The organism is Alteromonas gracilis (assembly GCF_002993325.1).
Classification (GTDB): domain Bacteria; phylum Pseudomonadota; class Gammaproteobacteria; order Enterobacterales; family Alteromonadaceae; genus Alteromonas; species Alteromonas gracilis.
Window position 1 is genome coordinate 136385 of the sequence record NZ_PVNO01000026.1, and the last position, 18371, is coordinate 154755.

Here is an 18371-nt window from a genome sequence, read left to right on the forward strand (position 1 = left end):
CCTACATAAGACCATAAATAATAGAGAGTAATTAGCTTACAACTGTAACAAATAGATAGGCATAGTTTTGAAAAATGAAATTCCAAATGTAGTTGTTCCTTTAACAACAAATGCAAGACACTTACAGCAGCTATTTACAGGGCTTGAACTTAATGCCCGTGAAGGGCATATTTCACTGACTTATGATTACTCTGTACCCAGACATCACAAAGCGAGTATCATGATTCATGTAGATAATTTGAAAGTCTACATTGATTGTTCTGATTCACCAGAGATGCATACGTCAGAATATGAGGAATGTGATCTTTATTTTAAAAGGACATTGAGGAGTACAGATGCTTATTCTTGTGGAAAAGTGCGGCCCTTTGGTTTGTATTTTGAGGTTTATCCTTCATTCTATTCGCCCTTTACTCTTAAACGCTTTTTAAGTTTTTCCGGCAAAGGGGTTAAGAATAAATGTAAAAGCGTATTAAAAGCTCTTGACACAGACAACAGGTTAGGTTTTCTTCCTAGAGAAGATTGCTTTAATAAAGTGAATAATGACTGCGAGAAAAACAGTACGTTTAAAGTATTATTCTACGTCAGGCTTTGGAATCCAAATGGAGACAAGGAATTTGTTCTTTCAGAGAGTGAAAAGAGAGACAGAGAAGTTATCAATACCTCTAGACTAGAGATAATTCGACTTCTGAAAGCAAAATTTGGAGAAAACGCTCTAGTTGGTGTTATGAACGATCCATTCGCAAGAAAGGTTGCACCTGAATTAATCGTTGATGAATCATTTACCTCTAAAAAGCAATATCTAAAACAGGTTCAGGAATCGTCTGTTTGCATTGCGACAACGGGGTTACATAGTTCTATTGGCGCGAAGTTTGCTGAATATGTCTCTTTAGGCAAAGCCATTGTATCGGAATCATTTAACTACTGTTTGCCGGGAGAAATAGAGGAATCCACTAACTATTTAGAGTTTAATTCTCCCGAAAAGTGCATAAGGCAAGTCGAGAGGCTTTATGAATCGCCTGACGAATTGTTGAAAATGAAGGAAGCAAATTTAAGGTATGCAAAAGAGTATCTTCAGTGTAATAAAATTGTTTCTAGGTTGATAGGTGAAGTTAACGCTAATTGAGTGCAAACAAATTCCCATAATAGGCTAGCAGTTTCAGGGGGGGCTAGGTGTTAATCTAGCTTCAGTACAAACAAAGTACTCATCACTATAATAGTTTAAACAAGGACTAAGAGTTGTATTATCGAAAAGAAATTGATGGTCTTAGAGCCGTTGCCATTCTTCCCGTTATTTGGATTCATTCGGGACTTCCATATGTAACAGGTGGTTTTCTAGGTGTAGATGTCTTTTTTGTAATTAGTGGGTTTCTAATAACATCTATTCTTTTGAAAGAGTTTGAAGCTAACAGTTTTTCTCTTACCAAGTTTTATGAGCGAAGAGCAAGAAGAATATTACCCGCTTTTTTAGCGGTTATTGCTGTAACATCATTAATTCTACCATTCGTGAGTAGTCACCCTAAATTCATTGGCGATTATGGTACAAGTGTATTAAGTGCTATCCTTTTCTCCTCTAATATCTATTTCTGGCAAACTTCAGGTTATTTTGGAAGTGCATCTGAGCTTTCCCCGATGCTTCATACGTGGAGTTTGGCAGTTGAGGAACAATACTATATCTTTTTCCCTTTATTAATAATGCTTTTATTTTCAAAAGGAAAGAAAGTAATTATTAGCGCTCTCATTTTAATATCGATCACAAGTTTATTAATTTCTGAGTGGGGAGCTTTAAACTCACCAATAGCAAATTTTTACCTACTCCCTTCTAGAGCATGGGAGCTGTTGGCAGGAGCGTTGGCTTCAGTATTTTATTTGAATGGCTATCTAAACAAAATAAAAGCAAAGTCTTCAACCTTCCTTTCGGCACTTGGTATATGCTTAATTTTAATTTCCTATTTTCTATTTTCTATTTACTCCTTCAACTCTTCACCCTACTAAACTAACGATATTTCCCGTATTAGGTACGGTTTTGGTTTTGTTATTTTCAGACCAAAGAAACTTTACAGGCAAGGTTTTGTCGACTGGGTTTTTAACAAAGGTTGGGTTGATTAGCTACAGTTTGTATTTGTGGCATCAACCCATTTTAGCTTTGATGAAAAAAGAATACTCGCTCCATTTAGAGCCTGTCCAGATATTGATAGCAATCACGTTGACCTTTTTGCTTAGCTATTTAACTTGGAAATATATTGAAACCCCTTTTAGAAATAGAAAAAGATTCAACGGTAGAAAAATTTTAAGATATTCGTTTATTTCTGTTTTCATATGCTTTCTGTGTGGATTTCTTTTAAGAGAAAATCTACAGATACAAAAAATAGTTGCCCCTGAACAAATGGCGCGATACGAAATTCTGAAAAACGCAGACAACTCTCATACAAACCAAGTTATGTTTGATAATAAGGACTGTAAGTTTTGGTCGTCCGAGTTCAATAGCAATTTCATAAATAGATTTGAAAAATGTGCAAATAAATACAATGGTGCGGTTTTTATATTGGGCGGTAGCCATGGTATGGACTTGTACAATGCTATTGCGAAAAATGCATTAAACCCTTTTGTTGTCAGTGTTTCTAGAGGTTTTTGCAGAGCACATGAGTTTATAGGGGACCAAAGTAAGTTACCTAAGTGTCAATATGAAGATTTTAAAACCTTCGCTAAGAAATTCTCAAAGAGTATTTCTTATGTTTTATACACCCAAACCCCGGATAGACTGTTTAAAGTTAACACTTTACACAGCGCAACTCATGAGGACCTATCGCTTGAAAGGGTGCGAGAAGTAGTCAACTACCTAGCAGATATTAAAGAAAAACATTCATTAAACGTAATTATGATAGGAATGCTGCCCTCATTAAAAATATCGCCAATTAGTTGGAGGTATGAACAACCATTCGAACAGCAGTTTGATGAAATAATCTCACAAAATTCCATTGAGCTGACTATCGTTGTTGATGAAATATTTTCTACTGAACTTGAAAAATACAAAATACCATACATTTCTAAATTTGAATCTTTTGCATTAACACTTCCTAATGACTTGATTCTCGAAGGAGGCGTTACCTATTCAGACAATCGACATATTAGTCATACAGGGGAGATGATTTTTGGGCAAAGGTTTATTGAAAATATGGTTGATAAAGGTTTTGTTTTATTAAACTCTTCGCAATAATTTAAAGTGTTGTAATGAGAGACGAAATACGCTTTCAAATAGCGGTATCGTAAGCAGCAATAAAATCAGTTGTCTCTAATCTTAATGAAGATGTTTAGCTCAGTGAATGGGCTTCCAGTACACTTAATAGTGTCGTCTTTACTAATTGCTTGTATTGTTACGAGGTAAAGCTAGAGAGTTAATTACGCTCGTGTTCGAAGGAAAGGCGTCAGGATATTGCACATTACGACTGTTTTTCACACGCCATTTTATACATTCCGAAAGGTCAGATAAACAAATGTAGTCTAATTGTGTTAAAGTTAATCTTGAGAAAGTTAAGTCGCATTTTTGATATGTTGAACTCACGTTCGCATGTCTGAGAGTCTATTCGTCGTAATGGTAGAAAGCATAAATTCAAAATATATGGTTTCAGATTTTGTGCTTGTTGAGAGCTACTAAACTTAAATCGTTTGTACTCTCCACGCTCTAGTTAATGCAATTATTGTTTGTGGCCTTCGAGTTGTCATTTACCGTTATATTTCATTTATCTGGGGTACGTATTGAATTTTATGTTTCGATTTCAACATGTTTTGATATTTATTATTTTTTCGCTGTTTTATTCAGAAGTTATTAATGCAAGTACTATAGATAACGTAAAGAATGAATGTTTGGTTAAAGATGTGTCGAGTTACCAATGGGGCGTTCGCCACGTAGCAAATTTACCTGCGGACTTGGAACTTAAACCTGGAGCTATTATTGAGAAATGCTTCACGGTAAAAGGCGTTGGTAAGCACCCTTTAATTCTAAACGCGAAAGGAATAAGTATATCGGTTAATGGTTCGGTACCTGTAAGCGACCAGCCGTTGGAAATTCAAGAAGGAGATACGCTCAGGGTAAGGGTGCAAGTTTATAACAAATACAATTCGACGCTTACTCACCGTTTAACGTTTGAAGAAACAGACAGCCAGCGACGTCGTAAAATCTATCGAATAATCTGGAACTCTCAGACTGTTAATACTCCAAGAAAACCTAAAACTTGGTACTTAGGGCCTTCTCGTCAGCACCGTCAACTAAAAGAAATCCTTCATCAGTTAGTAGCTGGTGATACAGTTTACTTGGATCCTAACGCAGTTTACGAGCCGGTTGAGATCAAGAATATATCTGGGACAAAGGAATTACCTATACGTCTTATCGGTAATACAAAAGACGCTGGTTCTAGGCCGATATTTGCAGGGGGGACCGAGAGATTTAACTGGACTCTAGCACTTCGTAATTCTCATAACTGGCGTATTGATAATATTATTTTGCAAGATGGGGGGCTTTGTTTCCGAAATGAGGCTACTAATACAGAATTAAAAAATGTGGTAGTACGGCGTTGTAGCACTGGGGTACTGTCCACAGACTTAAATTCCGGAAATTTCACCATGTCTAATGTGGAAGTAACGGAAAGTGGTGGCAAGAAAAATGGTCGCCCCTGGGGGCATGCTGTTTATGTGGCTAGCGATCAACATGCTTTCCCCGGTAGTGTTTTTGTTTTAAAAAACAGCTATTTGCATGGTAATCGTGGTAACATTGTTAAGTCTCGTTTTGAAAATTCACTCATTCAAAATAACTGGATTGAGTCAGGAAGTGATCGCCAAGCTAAATATTTATTGGAACTTATCGGTTACGACCAGAAATACGATTTTGCAGGTCAGCAATTTGAAGTAAAAAATAACATTATATTTATGCGGCCTCCTGGCTTGGGTAGCCGTGTGGGCGGTGATGGTAACAGTGGCTCCAGAGGAGACGTGTTGTTTGAAAATAACTTGTTTCTTATTGATAAAGGTTTTGAACGTACTATATTAAGGACTTTTCAAGGAATACGTTCGATAACCCTACGTAATAACTCAGTCGCTTTTGTTGGAAGCTATAGTAAGTTACTATGGTTGACCGACGAAATTTCAGATTCAAACTGGGTAGAAGGGCGTCCGCATATAACATTTGAGAACAATGTAACGACAGAAGACAGCATTTTACTGAAACGTGATGAAGTCACCACTAGTGATGACCGTTCATTCGTAATTGTACATGATAGTTTAGAGCTTGCCCCAATTATCACTAGCATAGAAAATATTCAGAAACTGCGCCCACAAAAAGGAGAGTACATTGAAATAGCATCCTTTTGATCTCGAGCTAATAATCTAAAAGTAACAAACTATTAAGAGTTCAATTCGTTTTTAGAAAAATAAAGAAGTCTTCGGCATTGTTTTTTAATTCAAGCTCTATTCTCCTGACAACTTTAGAATTTTGTTTGATTAATCTATTTTCGATATATTTCTTCAACTTATTGTGAACTCGCCACAGTAAAGGCAGGTTTTCGATGCTTTGAATGAGACGTAGTGTCTTTGAGTTATTAACTTCCTTAGCAAACAATGGACTTCTTGAGCCTGCACCTAAATGAAAAATTATGTCTCCATAAACACCTGCCATTAAGTAATGCAAATCTTGTTTGTTAGTCCGTTTTATTTGGCTCCAACTCAGGTCATGCTCCCACAAAACTCGGCCTAAGCCAACTCCACTGTCAGGTCTTTGTTCTGTTTCATTGATAAACTTATCATCCAGGTCATCTAGGTTATCTGGGTAAAACTCAAACGGGAAATCTTTAATAAACTGTGTTAACAATAAGCATCCACTAGGATGAGGCAAAAATTTATCCCCATTTTCTACTCTATGAACAGCACATACCCCGTCGCTTGAAGATGCTAAAAGATACATGCTATCAAGCCATTTGTCAGAAATTGGAAAACTATCAACATCTAAAGTTACAACTGCGTCAACTTCGTCACTTATAGCATATTGCATGAGCTGTGTTAGCGCCATACTATGTTGTTTACTGGGGTGGTTATTTTCTGCGTGCACCTTGCAAAGTTTCACATCGTCGGATTGTTTAAGTGCGTTGTAAACTTTATCTGAGCCTTTAATGAATGCCGCATAAATAATATAGTTTTGACTGTTCTTTCTTATTTGCTCTAACTGTTTATAAAATACCCATTCCATATCTTCTGGGACATAATAAACACATAGAATTGCGGTTTTTACAATCATTCACTGAAGTCCTGAATATATGAAAGTAACTCAATATTAAAAATTAAATACCACTCTGTTTACTTCAGAGTTAGTAGGAATTATAAATCTACTCACACTAGTATAAACATATATCATTAACTCTCTACAACCATACAGTGAAAACTGTGACTTGATATAAAAGTCTATGTTTATTTACGTTGATATAGGCTGTATTTTTCTAATTGCCAAAAATCATATAAGTAGTGAGATAATATGTTTGGCCGAATTCTGCCAAGTATAGCTAGAGACCGATGCGTGGATCTTTTGTGAATTCCATGGCTTTATCGCTATTTCGCTTATTGCTGCTGCTACTGCATCAGCACTTTGCGCCTTTATTAGTATACCGCCTACTTCTGGTATTAGCACTTCAGCTATACCGCCTACGTCGGTTGCGATAACCGGTGTTCCCGTCGCTAAGGCTTCCATTATGACATTAGGAACCCCTTCTCTATAGCTTGGTAATATGAGAGCGTCTGACTTGTGAAGCTCGCCTACAAGCGATTGGTGAGGTATTGCACCCAGTAATGTGACCGCATGCTCTAACGATTTAGCGTCTATCATTTTTTGCAGAATGCCTCTACTGCCGCCTTCTCCTGCAATACGCAACGTTATCAGAGGGTTATTGGCGATTGCCTGTTCAAAACCGTCAATAAGCTCATATACACCTTTAGTTGGAATGAGGGAGCCCACAAATAAAAGGCTTTGAGTTTGACTAGAAAACGGCACAGTCTCTCTAAGCGTAAATACATCAAAATCGACCCCGTTATAGATGACGTGAGGAGTTACCTCTGGAACGTGCAGTTTTACAGCTTTGGCAAGTGCTTTGCTTTTTGTCGTAACCGCGGTGCTTTTCTTAAACGCCCAGCTCATTTGCTTCTTGTGCATAGGCTTCTGCATCAGCGCATTTACATCGCTACCTAAACATTCAATGATAAGTCTGTACTTGAAAACGGTTTTTCCGAGTGCTGCAACCACAGCTTCGGCATAAGCCCAGCTGGCTATTACATTCTTACTTTTAGCTAACCAAAGTAATGGTTTTACGCAAATTATTAGCGATAGCAATAAGAAGAGAGGATGTAAAGAAGTAAGCACTTTGGGAATATAGAAAAACGGAAATAAGCAAAAGCCCTCAGGACTCCTATGACCTTTGAACACAACTTGTTTAAGGTACGTAAACCAGGGTACCGGCATAAGCACTTTAACGTCAGCATGTACTTTGAGGTGTCTAATTTCCTCAAAGTTGTATGTCGCTCTCGCAGGTTGCCACGGAAGCGGGTGTAGGTTGGTGAAAAATAGAATAGATTTCTTCATTAGCGATACGCTGCTTCATAAATGGCGGATACATCATCAATGGCATAATGCTGTTTGATAAACGCAAAGGCGTGCTGCCCAACTTGCATTAGCTTATCGCGATCATGTATTTGCGAAAGTATTAATTTGTGCCAAGACTCAATATCACCTACGTCATAAATAAACCCGTTTTCGCCATGCTGGATCAATTTGGGAATTTGGCCCACCGACGTTGATATTACCGGAATACCCCGTGCCATCGCTTCTAAAAGAGACATGGGTAAACCTTCAGTTGTCGAGTTTATTAGGAGAATATCCTGATGATCGTAGATAGCATCTTCATTAAGTACTTCACCATGAAGTATCACAGAATCATGCAATTTGTGAACTTCCACTAGCCTTTCTATAACCCCCCTCTCAGGTCCATCACCATACACATTTAACGTTGCGAGGTGACCAAGCTCATATCGAGCAAAGGCTTCTACCAATTGCGTAATGTTTTTAAGTGGTACGAGTCGACATACTGTGCATAAGTTAAGAATCGGCTGTTTTGCGATTTGATGAGGGAGAGTAGGGCAATAAACACCATTATTAATAACGGTTACGTCGTGAGAGTTCCACCCATAACGCTGCCTTATTCCCTTTTTGATACTTTCAGAAACCCCAAATACCTTATTGATATAGCATTGGGCTAACTTGTGCGACCCCTTTATGAATCCGATTGGAGGCTCAACTTCGCCGTGTATGGTGTAGATAACGTTCTTGAAAATAAGAACGGGAAAAATAGGGGCAAAAGCTTTTATCACTGCAGGAGAGTGAATATGGATAGTGGAGAAGCCTTGTAAGTAATGTATTGCCTTCAAAAGCCGCGTAAGAATATTACCTTTCACGTTGATAACATTGACGCCTAGTGATTCTATATCATACTGGAAAGCATCGCTTTTATCGCCAAAAGACAACACTTCAACATCAAAACCTTTTTGTTTTTGAACCTTTATAAGATTTTTTACACACTTTTCTGCACCGCCCACTTTAAGGCTGCTTACGCAATGTACGATACGCATTCTAATACCTCTTAGCGTAGCTAAACATCCGTCTTATATCGGCATTAGTCATGTCAGGAGCGATTGGGAATCGATGTAAATCATACGGGTTAGTACTGGGAGACGTATTGATGCCCGGTTGAAAATTGAAGGCGAGCTTATAGCCGGTATCTTTCAATCCTTCTATTACTCTTTGATCATAAGTAGACTTGCTTCCAACAGGATAAGAAAAAGCAGTGATATCACATCCTAAGCTACTCTCAAGTAAAGATTTTGAGTGACTTAGCTCGTACAACAATTCATTTTCCGAGAGTTTTGTTAATATGTCGTGATTATGAGAATGGGCACCAAGCTCCATTCCTGATTCCAGTAACGTCTTTAAATGATGCCAATCCATGAATTCAGCCGCAGGGTAGCCGTTTTGATGGAGTAGGGCTTGCTCAAGTTGATTTATCTGTTTCTGTGCGGGTAGTTTACAACTTTTTATAGCGTGCAAAACGTTTCTGATAAAACGCTCCTGGCAGTTTTCAAAAATCACATCATCTCGCCATGCAGCAAGGCGAAGGCTTTTAGGCTGATGGTACTTTATGAGATAGGCAACTTTGTCCCACCAAGGCACATGCCCGCTACCCACTAATCCCGTGGCGATAAAAAATGTAGCTGTTACATCATTGGCACGCAACACTGGGAGCGCATTGCTAAAATTGTCTATATAGCCATCATCAAATGTTAGACACATTAGTTTAGACGATGGCTTTGTATTGTCTAATAACATCTCAGACAACGTCTTAAGACTGATAATGTCAAAGTGTGTCTTGAAAAACTTTATGTGTGCGTCAAGCTCTTCGGTAGTGCATGAGTACACGCAAGGATCGAATTCCGTTTCTTTACTGTTACCAATTCGATGAAAGTTCACGCTATACAAACCATTAGGGGCTGAACGCCAGGTCAAACCGTCAAGGCCTAGTAAGCGTCCTACTTTCATTTTTATTCTTGATAACATGTTAAGCTAGCTTTTTAAAAGAAGGTGGTGAAAGTATGTAATCTCTGAAGTTGTTTGGATTGCCTTCTTCCCCAGCCTCAGCCGCCTTTATTATGTTATACATCTCTCTTGCTGAAACGTAATGCAATGCATAGTCTTTACCATCATTATATTGCGTAGTTAAGTGTTTATGCATTTCTTTAATTGGGGCTCCAAGCAGCGTGTCCATGTCACCATCTTGTGCGCCATGAGTGTGTACTTTTATAAATATCCATTCAGGCTTTCCTTCTACATGAATAGCTTGCTCAACCCACAAATCAACACGATTTGGTGTAGGAGGAAATGTTTTCCTTACATCTGAATTTTCTATTTGAGGAAAAATACCCTTCTTTCTTACTTTCCAGTTTAAACCTAAAATACCTTGGATAAGCAGCAAGTCTCCCCAAGCCTTGCCGCCCTTTACAATAGGTCGTCCGGTTTCGTAAGACTTTGGCTTATCTGGGTCGTCTTTCGCATAATATATGGTATTTAACATTGCCGGTTGCGATTCGTCCGGCGACGGGAACGTGAAATCGGCATAACATCCAGTTTCACGAAGTACGATAAGCTCATCGTTGACACCACACCATTTTCCCTCTGGATGGGAGTTGTCCAAAACCCAGTTGCCATGAATAAAAGCGTATACAGGCTCACCTGTTTTAGGATCAACACTTAACGCATTGTGTTCTTCATGCAAGCACTTCGCAAAACCAGAGAGCGTCTTACGCAAGTTATCGCTAGTATCATCTTCATGATGTAAGTGTATTTCGATTTCTCCAAAACCCTTTGCACACAGATCAGAAATTTTATCTAAATGTTCTTTGCGATACTCTTCTTCAGGGAAGAAAAAGCTATGCTTTGGGTGGCATCCATCGGCATCGGTAAATTGCGACGCCATTTTAGGGTAATCTACCATCCATCTGTCTACACGCTGTCTTTCCAGTTCAATGTTATCTTTATTTTTCCACTGTGGTTCATAGTGGTCTACAAAACAGAACATCACATGTTGGGTACCACTTACCGATGGCTTTTGAGCAAATTTGCTCTTGGTATAATTCCAAAGCCAACTTTGCATTTTTTTCTTTTTCACAACGATAGTGAATGCCAACACGAATAATATTAATAGTAGTATGAGCGCGATCATCTAGATGTCCTTTGCCATGTCGCTGATAGGTTCGTAGATAAGAAACGAATGTACCCTCTGAAAAGGGATATGTTCATTGACACAAAAAATGTTACTAAACCAATAACACTGCCAACCACGGGAACGTTTTTAAAAATTTTCAGCTCACCAAGCATCCAAAATGAATAGAATGTAAGTTGGCCAATGAATAGTGCGGGATATAGATAGTTTGTGTGCCACAAGAGTATAGTATTAAGTAGCAGCGTAATTATCATCAGATGCGGTACAAACCAGCGTATCACTTTATGACTTACATAAGAAAACCAACGCCATTTATAACGAGGGTTAAGAAGCCATGTTAACCGGGAAAGTGATTGATAGTTTCCTGCACCTATACGAATGCGTCTGCCTGCTTCTTCTTTCAAGGTTGGGGCAATCTCTTCCGTCGCTAAGGCTTCTTTGTTATACACAATTTGGTAGTGCTGTTTGGCTACATTCATAACAATGCAGAAGTCGTCAATAATTGTATTATCAGGCAACGGTTCGTAAAGCGACGTTCTAATTGCGTAAATTCCACCATTTGCACCAAGCAAGGCGTCGATTTTAGACTCGTGGTACTTGAGGAACTGTTCGTACTTCCAATAAAGGTTATCCTTGTTGTCGCCTGAAAAAGCGTCAATAAGGTTGAGTTCTCCGCACACTGCGCCCACATTTACGTCATTAAAAGGCGAAACGAGTTGTAATACGGCGTCCGTTGCGAACATGGTGTTAGCATCAGAAAAAACCGTTATTTCACTGGAAACTCGATTAAGCAAATCATTGAGTACATTGATTTTGCCTCGATTTTCTTCGAAGCAAAAAACACAAAGGCGTGGATCATTAAAGCTACTGATGATGTTATCGGTATCGTCAGAACTGCCGTCTGAAGCAATGAAAAATTGAATTTTATCATGGGGGTAATCAAGTGATAACAAATTCTCAATACGCTCGGCTATACAGCTTTCTTCATTGTAAGCAGATATTACAACCGACACCGAAGGTAATGCATTACTTTCTGTAATAGGACTTACATCAGATGACTTATTTTTAGAAAATACTCGGCTAAGCGAGTAGAGTATCGCTGGATACAACAGATAGCTGTATAGGATGAGGAAAATGGCTAAGCAAAAAAAGAATTCTATGTACTTCATGAAATTTATCTAGCTTTTGCTGGTATTCCCAACGCTGTAGAGTCTGAAGGTATCTCCTTCACAACCACAGCATTAGCGCCAACTTTCACGTTACTGCCTATGTTAATACCGCCGAATGCTTTGGCGCCAGCTCCAAAAAATATGTTGTCGCTGAGTGTAGGTGACTTACCTTTCTCATCTCCTATCACCACACCGCTTTCCAGCGTTATGTTTTTCCCACCAACAACTTTCGAATTAATAACAACCCCAATAGGGTGCATTATTACAAAACCTTCATCAAACTTCGCGTTTACACCAATTACACAACCATTATAAACCCGATTTATATGGGAGAGTACTAGTGCAAAAGGAGATAAAAACTTGTTCTGCGCGCATCGATATGCCAAACGATAGATTATATTTGCGCTTGTTCCATCTGTAAGAAGAGTGCGAAGCGTTGAAATATCAGCACCATCATCCAAGAATATTTGCTTTTTTCGCGCAATATCTGATTTTATTAATTTAAAGGTTGCAGACATCGCTAACTTTCTTTGTTGTCATCTAATATTTGTTTCACCTTTCTAAACATGTACTTCTGTAGAGGGTTTTTATTTCCCCACGGTCGCCATGTTTTTATTAAGTTATTTCTGTAGGCGTCAAAATGAAGTCCCCTTGGCGCGCAAACCACATCTCCTCGGTTCAGCAACAGCTTCAGCACGTTAGTGCAAAGAACGCCTGCTGCAAGCGAAATGCCCATGCAGGTGGAAGGAACTTTCTTTTTCATAAAATTTACAGATGAATTTTGTACCAAATAATGTCTTTGCTGCACGGAAGGTGACACGCCTATCACAAAACGTACAATGTTGTTTTCGAAATAGAGTGCTCTTTCTTCGTCGCTTGCATTTTCTGGGGCGTCAACCATGGCAAAATATTCATCAAATGACATTTTCCCTGGTTTAAAACAAAGCATTGCTGTGCCCATTCCCATAGGAGCTGCTGTGATCGTTGGAATTCCGAGTTCGTAGCAACGACGGAAAACTTGTCTACGAATTTCTAGTGCGAAGATATCTAAGCTATCGATATAGACGTCTACACCGTCTAAAAATTCGTCTAGATTTTCAAGTGTTATGCCGTGTTTGAAATTAACGATACTCGCCTCAGGGTTAATATCCTTAAGCGTCTCCTCCATCACCACAGACTTTTCTTTACCTATGGTTGATACAAATGCGCCGGCTTGACGGTTGAAGTTTGCATAGTCATAGGCGTCAAGGTCTGAGATATGAAAATTGGAAACTCCCAAGCGGGCACAAACTATAGCATGATCGCCGCCTACGCCACCCAGACCGCCTATTGCAACCTTACTATTTTTAAGCTTAAGCTGTTCTTCTTCTGTAACCCATCCAATATTTCTCGAAAAAGCATCATTGTAATCAAACATAAGTATAAAACCCTGAACTAGTCCTGCAGCTGATGTTGTTTTTTCAATTCATTGAGCTGTAATTCTTGTGCAGCTGTAACAGGAATGATAGTTGACGCAACTTGTTTTGCTTCAGTTTTTCTTCCACCCAAAGCAAGAACGTGAACATATTCAAGCGCTATATTGGCATTCTCATCGCTGAGTAAAAATGCACTTTTTGACTTTTCAATAGCTCTCTCGTGTTGTGATAGCGATGACAAAACGGCGCCGTAGGTTGACAAAATATTAGGGTTGTTAGGGACTAATGTATCCGCTTTTTCAATATAATTTAGTGCTTCAGAAGGAGAGCCTTCTTTAGTGAGAAGCCAAGCCAGATTGTTAAGCACGAGCGGGCTGTCTGTTTTCTCGTTTTGAACAAGGAAAGCATATTGCTCAATAGCGCGTTTAGGCTCTTTTTCTAGCAGGTAGTTTGCAAATAACAAACGCACTTTGGCATCACTGGGTACGTTCGCTAAATGTGCTTCAGTAAAGTTAATAACTCGTTCGTGTTGCTCTAGTTTTACGAGGGACGAAAAAACGAGTAGTGCCAACTCTCTGGAGGGGGCTTTATTATATTGCGGTTCTATTATCTCTAGTGCTGCTTTATAGTTACCTTTTGCAAAGGCGAGGCGACCTTTGATTAATTGACCAGCTAAGGACTGCTTGGCAGTTTCCGGAAGCCTTCCATAAATGACACTTGCTTCTTTGTTCTTGCCTTGCAAAAGTTTCAGACGGCCTGCAAGAAGATCGAAGGTAGTGTTCGTACCTAGTTTTCTTTTAGCTTCAGAAATTAACTGTTCAGCTTGTAAATAATTACCTTCTATTTCTTCTAACTGTATGCTTTGTGTATAGGAAGATACTGCTGGTTCCTGTTTTCTCCATTCTGCGAATGCTTTTCGTGCATCATTGTAATTAGCTTGCTTCAAATATGCATCACCTAGAAGCATCCAATACTTAGGAATTGCTTCAAGCAATTGTTGCTTCTCTTTTAGGTAATCGACGACGCCTTTGTATTGTTCATTTAATAGCAACGCCGCAGCATACAATAAGGCATATCTAGGTTCATCAGACGATGATTGCGCATTCTCTAACTGAGAAATGGCAGGAGCTAAGTCGCCTATACGCTGATGGACTTGAAATGAACGCATTAAAAGGCGGGTGCTTAGCGGGTAGAGTTCTATTGCGCGATTAAGTTGACTCGCAGCATTACTCAAGTTGGCATTTTTAATTGATTGCTCAACAAAAAATAACATAGCGTCGAAGTTATCAGGCTTTATCTCTCTGAGTTTCTCATACGTCTTATTTGCAGCGTTCATATCACCAGATGTTTGCTGCACAAAGCCAGTGGACTTTAAGCGTTGAATCGTATTTTGCTCACCAGTAAACCGCGTATCGATGAGTTCGTATGCTTTATCATATAATTTGTTTTCTACGTAAGCTACGAGGAGTAGATAGAAGCTATCTTCTGTATCCGAAGATGCATCTAAATTCCGCTCTAACTCTGATATACCACTATCGCCCGTAAGTAACTTCAACAATCCAATGTTTTGTAGCATTTTTGCATCAGCAATTTCTTCGGAGTTTATCTTGTTTACTAATTGCTTAGCTTGGCTCAACTCATTTCTTTGGATAAGTAGTCTTGATGTCTCAACGATATACAATAAGTCATCTTGACCTAGGTCTGACATTGAATTGATACTGTTCACGCCATCCTGCGTATAGCCTAATCTAAGCTGAATGGTGGTATACAATCTTTTTGCGTAGTGGTCTTTGGGTAAAGTATTAATAATACTGGAAAGATTTTGGTATGCTTGTTCAAAATTGCCAAGTTGGTAATGAGCAATTGCTGAAAAAAGTCTTGTTACTTGATTAGAGCGTCCGTTTTTAATTGCTTTATCTAAGTGAAGTGTCGCGCCCTCAAAATCTTTCTCAGAAAGTAAAATGGTACCTTTTAGTTGATTAAAATACGCCTGATCGGCACTTAGTTGTAACAGTTGCTCTACAATGGGTTTGGCTTCTTCAAATTTTCCATCGTTTATTAACACTGTCGCCAACTGCGTTTTAATCTTGTAATCTGCAGGTCGTAACGACAATAATTGTTTACTGGTTGCGATAGCATTTGGCCAGTTATTCAGAAAATTTTCCAATGTGAATTTTAACTGCAGCGCAAGTGGCGAACTAGCCAGGTCGTCGATTGTCCCATCCATAGCCTGTAACGCAAGCTGTGGTTCCTCATTTAGAGTATGACTGTAAGCTCTGGCGACCGAAGCAACTGTAAGCGAGGAAGACGATTCAAGTTCGCTCATAAACTTAGCAGCGTTTGCTGGTTGGTCAGAGCGAAACAATGCTATTGCCTGATAAAGTTTCAGTTCGTCTTTATCAGTACCATCAGCTTGTATCTCTAGTTCTTGAACACTATCAAATTCTTCTAGCCACAAATACGTTTCAGCTAATGCAATTTTGCCTTGATCACTTAAGACGTTCTCTGCTCGTTGTAGTTCTTTTTGAGAAGCGAGATAAAGCCCTTGATTAAGGTAAATCATTCCTAACATTTCTCTCGCCTCTAAAAGCGAGGGGTTGTTTTGTATAACGTTTTTTAAAGTAACCGAAGCTTCTTGCAATTGTCCGCTTTCAAGCATTGATTTGGCATCAGCCATCATTTTTTCTGGAGAGTTGTTGCCACATGCAGATAAAAAACAAAACAATGAAACAACAGACAATTTAGAATAGGTTTTCACATTCACTTCCTTATTGCTTAACTTCGCTAAGGTAACTTATTCACGATAATTTACAAGCTATTCAATGGCTTTTTATAGTGAAAACCAGCAAATTTAGACATATTTTTGGCAAAAAAAAAGCTGCCTGATTTAGGCAGCTTTTTTAATACTTTATATGATATATCGTGAATCAGCCGAGCTTTACTTTTTGCTACGACGTGAAAAACCAAACATGCTGATTAGACCAAGGCTTAAAACTGCAACAGTTGATGGCTCAGGTACACGGAATTCAACAGTAACTGCGTGGTTGTCGCTGATAAGTACGGTATTACCGTCTACATCGATTGGGTTAGCAATGCTATTTGCAAGCTCGCCTACTGTAACTGTTTGTGTGGCGTAAATTAAGATATCAGTCAATGTTGCGTCGATATAGTCTTGGAAAGAAACGAAACCAGAATTTCCTTCGAAGTAAAATGTTTCTTGACCGGCAGGCGTTAGGCTAACTTCAGTAATAAGAGATTCGATTACTTGCTCGCCTGGGTCAATAGAACTGGTACTGAATTCGCTGTTTACAAGTAAGTTTTCACTATTTGCAACGACAGTTATGTTGTCATCGTCTCCGAATGGGTAGCTGTACTGGTAAGAATAAATGTCTAGTACACCACCAGTATAAGAAACAGAATCACCATCTGGGTTTAGGAAACCTTCAAGCTCGAAATCGAATGTAAGGGCAGTAACTACAATAGTTGGGAAGCCAGAACCGTCAGAACCTAGGTTGTTTGGCTCAGGGTCATAAGTGAAGGTGTTCTGAAGTCCACCGTCGTCAGAAAGAACTAAGTCTGCAAGGTCTGTAAAACCAGCATTTGAGCCGTTGAATGTGTAACCGATAAGGCCTAAACCACCGCGTGACGTGATTTGACCAGTCAGTGTATTAACTTCTGATACAGAGTCATATTGAAGGCCAAGCGCGTCAATTGAACCGCGAGGGTTAACAGTTGAATCGTCAGTAAGGTCTAGGTAAAAAGGTGTCGCTGCAGCTTGTCCACTAAGCGCTAAACCTGCAGCCATTGTTGTTGTAAGTAGTAACTTTTTCATTTCTGCTCTCCGTTGTGTTTGCAGCGTGTCTTGAAGTCATCACGGTAAAGCAGTTTACGTGCCAAAACTTAAGTCAATGAAAAATAAAGATAAAAAATAAGTCTTTATCTGTTGTGTAAATTTATCTGACAACATTAATAGTGTTAATCTAGGGGCAAGCTGGAAAAGTTTTCCTGTGATTTCAGTGTCTGTCTGATGTTTTCGTACATTATTGAAAAACCTTTTGGCAGATTTCTATGAAGCATTTCAGGCGTGATATGGTATGCAGCGCGTTTACCGTGGTAATCAACTATCGGTCCGATCTGTTCAAATCGTATACCAATGAAGCGCATGGAGCGTGCTAAACGGGGTTCCATCATCACATAATTGTGCTTCACCCCAGAGTTTATAGAAACAGCCGCAGCAGCTAAGTATAAGCCAATTGCAATGAAGGGAAAACAGCGCAGTTCGGTCTCAGAATAGCTATCAGTGTTGATGGCACCAATTGCGGCACCATCGAATTTATCCATTTGTCTTCGACGGAACTCATTGGGCACTGCAAGACGCGATATTTCGCAGATCTCGTGTCGAGGGAAGTTTCTGGGGGCGAGTGCATTGTGTGTTATAGAATTGCTACAGTACTTCTCAATGGGAAGCAATTGATCTTTAGCTTGGGGGCGGACCAATCTTACCGTACCCGCAAACCTTTGATTTTGTATATGCTCGATTAAACAGCACGAAGAGTAAGCATCAAACTCATCAGTTTCGATTTCTAAGTCGTTTGGTGGCTCAAAACCTTCTTCAATACAATAAACTTGGTATCGCATTTTGTAAGATTCATTTTTTAATGCATCGCTGTGCGCAATTTTTGGTGCTAAATATGTGGAGAAATGATGAGATATCTCTTTAACTTCTTGCAGTTTTTGATACCCCTTTAGAGCTTTTGTGACCCGACTATTGGCGCCAAAAATATTTTGTACCTTCTGTACCAACTTTCCTTTTTGCATAACACTTTCTACCCGTCTCAGAGACCACAAGCATTGTTGCTTTATGAGCAATAATGTTTTTATATTTTATTCGGCTTCAATAAGTATAGTTTGTAAAAATACCTTCATGAACGTAATATTTTCCAAACACCAATAACGCATCATTGCTTATTAAATTCCATAGAGAAATA

General features: G+C 39.1%; 15 protein-coding genes. 4 read left to right on the forward strand and 11 right to left on the reverse strand.

The features are described from left to right. Window positions 1-67: 67 nt before the first annotated feature. From C6Y39_RS12470 to C6Y39_RS12485, 4 genes are all read left to right on the forward strand, one after another. Window positions 68-1123 carry a hypothetical protein gene (locus C6Y39_RS12470; protein ID WP_146128606.1) on the forward strand — a complete coding sequence of 352 codons (1056 nt, stop codon included), beginning with the start codon at window positions 68-70 and terminating at the stop codon, window positions 1121-1123. Window positions 1124-1236: 113 nt separating this feature from the next. Then, window positions 1237-1992: an acyltransferase family protein gene (locus tag C6Y39_RS12475; RefSeq protein WP_105931593.1), complete on the forward strand. Its 756-nt coding sequence runs from the start codon at window positions 1237-1239 to the stop codon at window positions 1990-1992. Window positions 1993-2023: 31 nt separating this feature from the next. After that, window positions 2024-3214 (forward strand): acyltransferase family protein, encoded by a 1191-nt coding sequence (locus C6Y39_RS12480; RefSeq protein ID WP_146128607.1) that lies wholly within the window; start codon window positions 2024-2026, stop codon window positions 3212-3214. A 539-nt stretch (window positions 3215-3753) separates the two neighbouring features. Next, on the forward strand, window positions 3754-5361 hold the full coding sequence (locus C6Y39_RS12485) for a hypothetical protein (RefSeq protein ID WP_146128608.1): 1608 nt from the start codon (window positions 3754-3756) through the stop codon (window positions 5359-5361). A gap of 40 nt (window positions 5362-5401) precedes the next feature. On the opposite strand, the gene C6Y39_RS12490 is transcribed toward C6Y39_RS12485, so the two are convergent. The 11 genes from C6Y39_RS12490 to C6Y39_RS12540 all read right to left on the reverse strand — a co-directional run bounded on the left by C6Y39_RS12490 (window position 5402) and on the right by C6Y39_RS12540 (window position 18201). Then, complete coding sequence (locus tag C6Y39_RS12490; protein ID WP_105931596.1) at window positions 5402-6280, reverse strand: hypothetical protein; 879 nt, start codon at window positions 6278-6280, stop codon at window positions 5402-5404. Between the two features lie 213 nt (window positions 6281-6493). Continuing rightward, a complete protein-coding gene (locus C6Y39_RS12495; RefSeq protein ID WP_105931597.1) occupies window positions 6494-7612 on the reverse strand; it encodes a glycosyltransferase in 1119 nt (372 codons plus the stop codon). Next, complete coding sequence (locus tag C6Y39_RS12500) at window positions 7612-8655, reverse strand: glycosyltransferase family 4 protein (protein ID WP_105931598.1); 1044 nt, start codon at window positions 8653-8655, stop codon at window positions 7612-7614. Before C6Y39_RS12500 ends, C6Y39_RS12495 begins: the two co-directional genes overlap by 1 nt. 1 nt (window position 8656) lies before the next feature. After that, window positions 8657-9619, reverse strand: coding sequence for a polysaccharide deacetylase family protein (locus C6Y39_RS12505; protein ID WP_240618887.1), 963 nt, complete (start codon window positions 9617-9619; stop codon window positions 8657-8659). 19 nt (window positions 9620-9638) lie between these two features. Beyond that, complete coding sequence (locus tag C6Y39_RS12510; protein WP_240618888.1) at window positions 9639-10730, reverse strand: hypothetical protein; 1092 nt, start codon at window positions 10728-10730, stop codon at window positions 9639-9641. 65 nt (window positions 10731-10795) lie between these two features. Next, window positions 10796-11968 carry a glycosyltransferase family 2 protein gene (locus C6Y39_RS12515; protein WP_105931601.1) on the reverse strand — a complete coding sequence of 391 codons (1173 nt, stop codon included), beginning with the start codon at window positions 11966-11968 and terminating at the stop codon, window positions 10796-10798. Between the two features lie 5 nt (window positions 11969-11973). After that, the gene (locus C6Y39_RS12520; RefSeq protein ID WP_105931602.1) at window positions 11974-12486 is read right to left on the reverse strand and encodes a serine O-acetyltransferase; all 513 of its coding nucleotides are present in this window, start codon (window positions 12484-12486) and stop codon (window positions 11974-11976) included. A gap of 2 nt (window positions 12487-12488) precedes the next feature. Next, window positions 12489-13385: a ThiF family adenylyltransferase gene (locus tag C6Y39_RS12525; protein ID WP_105931603.1), complete on the reverse strand. Its 897-nt coding sequence runs from the start codon at window positions 13383-13385 to the stop codon at window positions 12489-12491. Window positions 13386-13402: 17 nt separating this feature from the next. Beyond that, a complete protein-coding gene (gene prsT / locus C6Y39_RS12530; RefSeq protein ID WP_167390655.1) occupies window positions 13403-16141 on the reverse strand; it encodes an XrtA/PEP-CTERM system TPR-repeat protein PrsT in 2739 nt (912 codons plus the stop codon). A 180-nt stretch (window positions 16142-16321) separates the two neighbouring features. Next, window positions 16322-17215 carry a PEP-CTERM sorting domain-containing protein gene (locus tag C6Y39_RS12535; protein WP_105931605.1) on the reverse strand — a complete coding sequence of 298 codons (894 nt, stop codon included), beginning with the start codon at window positions 17213-17215 and terminating at the stop codon, window positions 16322-16324. 143 nt (window positions 17216-17358) lie between these two features. Next, entirely contained in the window at window positions 17359-18201 is an 843-nt protein-coding gene (locus C6Y39_RS12540) for a PEP-CTERM/exosortase system-associated acyltransferase (protein WP_105931606.1), read from the reverse strand. Window positions 18202-18371: the final 170 nt, after the last annotated feature.

Bases quoted from the DNA above. Each gene is read 5' to 3' on its own strand.
- C6Y39_RS12520 (WP_105931602.1), bottom strand. From the start codon at position 12,486: ATGTCTGCAACCTTTAAATTAATAAAATCAGATATTGCGCGAAAAAAG.
- C6Y39_RS12500 (WP_105931598.1), bottom strand. From the start codon at position 8,655: ATGCGTATCGTACATTGCGTAAGCAGCCTTAAAGTGGGCGGTGCAGAA.
- C6Y39_RS12495 (WP_105931597.1), bottom strand. From the start codon at position 7,612: ATGAAGAAATCTATTCTATTTTTCACCAACCTACACCCGCTTCCGTGG.
- C6Y39_RS12490 (WP_105931596.1), bottom strand. From the start codon at position 6,280: ATGATTGTAAAAACCGCAATTCTATGTGTTTATTATGTCCCAGAAGAT.
- C6Y39_RS12505 (WP_240618887.1), bottom strand. From the start codon at position 9,619: ATGAAAGTAGGACGCTTACTAGGCCTTGACGGTTTGACCTGGCGTTCA.
- C6Y39_RS12525 (WP_105931603.1), bottom strand. From the start codon at position 13,385: ATGTTTGATTACAATGATGCTTTTTCGAGAAATATTGGATGGGTTACA.
- C6Y39_RS12515 (WP_105931601.1), bottom strand. From the start codon at position 11,968: ATGAAGTACATAGAATTCTTTTTTTGCTTAGCCATTTTCCTCATCCTA.
- C6Y39_RS12540 (WP_105931606.1), bottom strand. From the start codon at position 18,201: ATGCAAAAAGGAAAGTTGGTACAGAAGGTACAAAATATTTTTGGCGCC.
- C6Y39_RS12535 (WP_105931605.1), bottom strand. From the start codon at position 17,215: ATGAAAAAGTTACTACTTACAACAACAATGGCTGCAGGTTTAGCGCTT.
- C6Y39_RS12510 (WP_240618888.1), bottom strand. From the start codon at position 10,730: ATGCAAAGTTGGCTTTGGAATTATACCAAGAGCAAATTTGCTCAAAAG.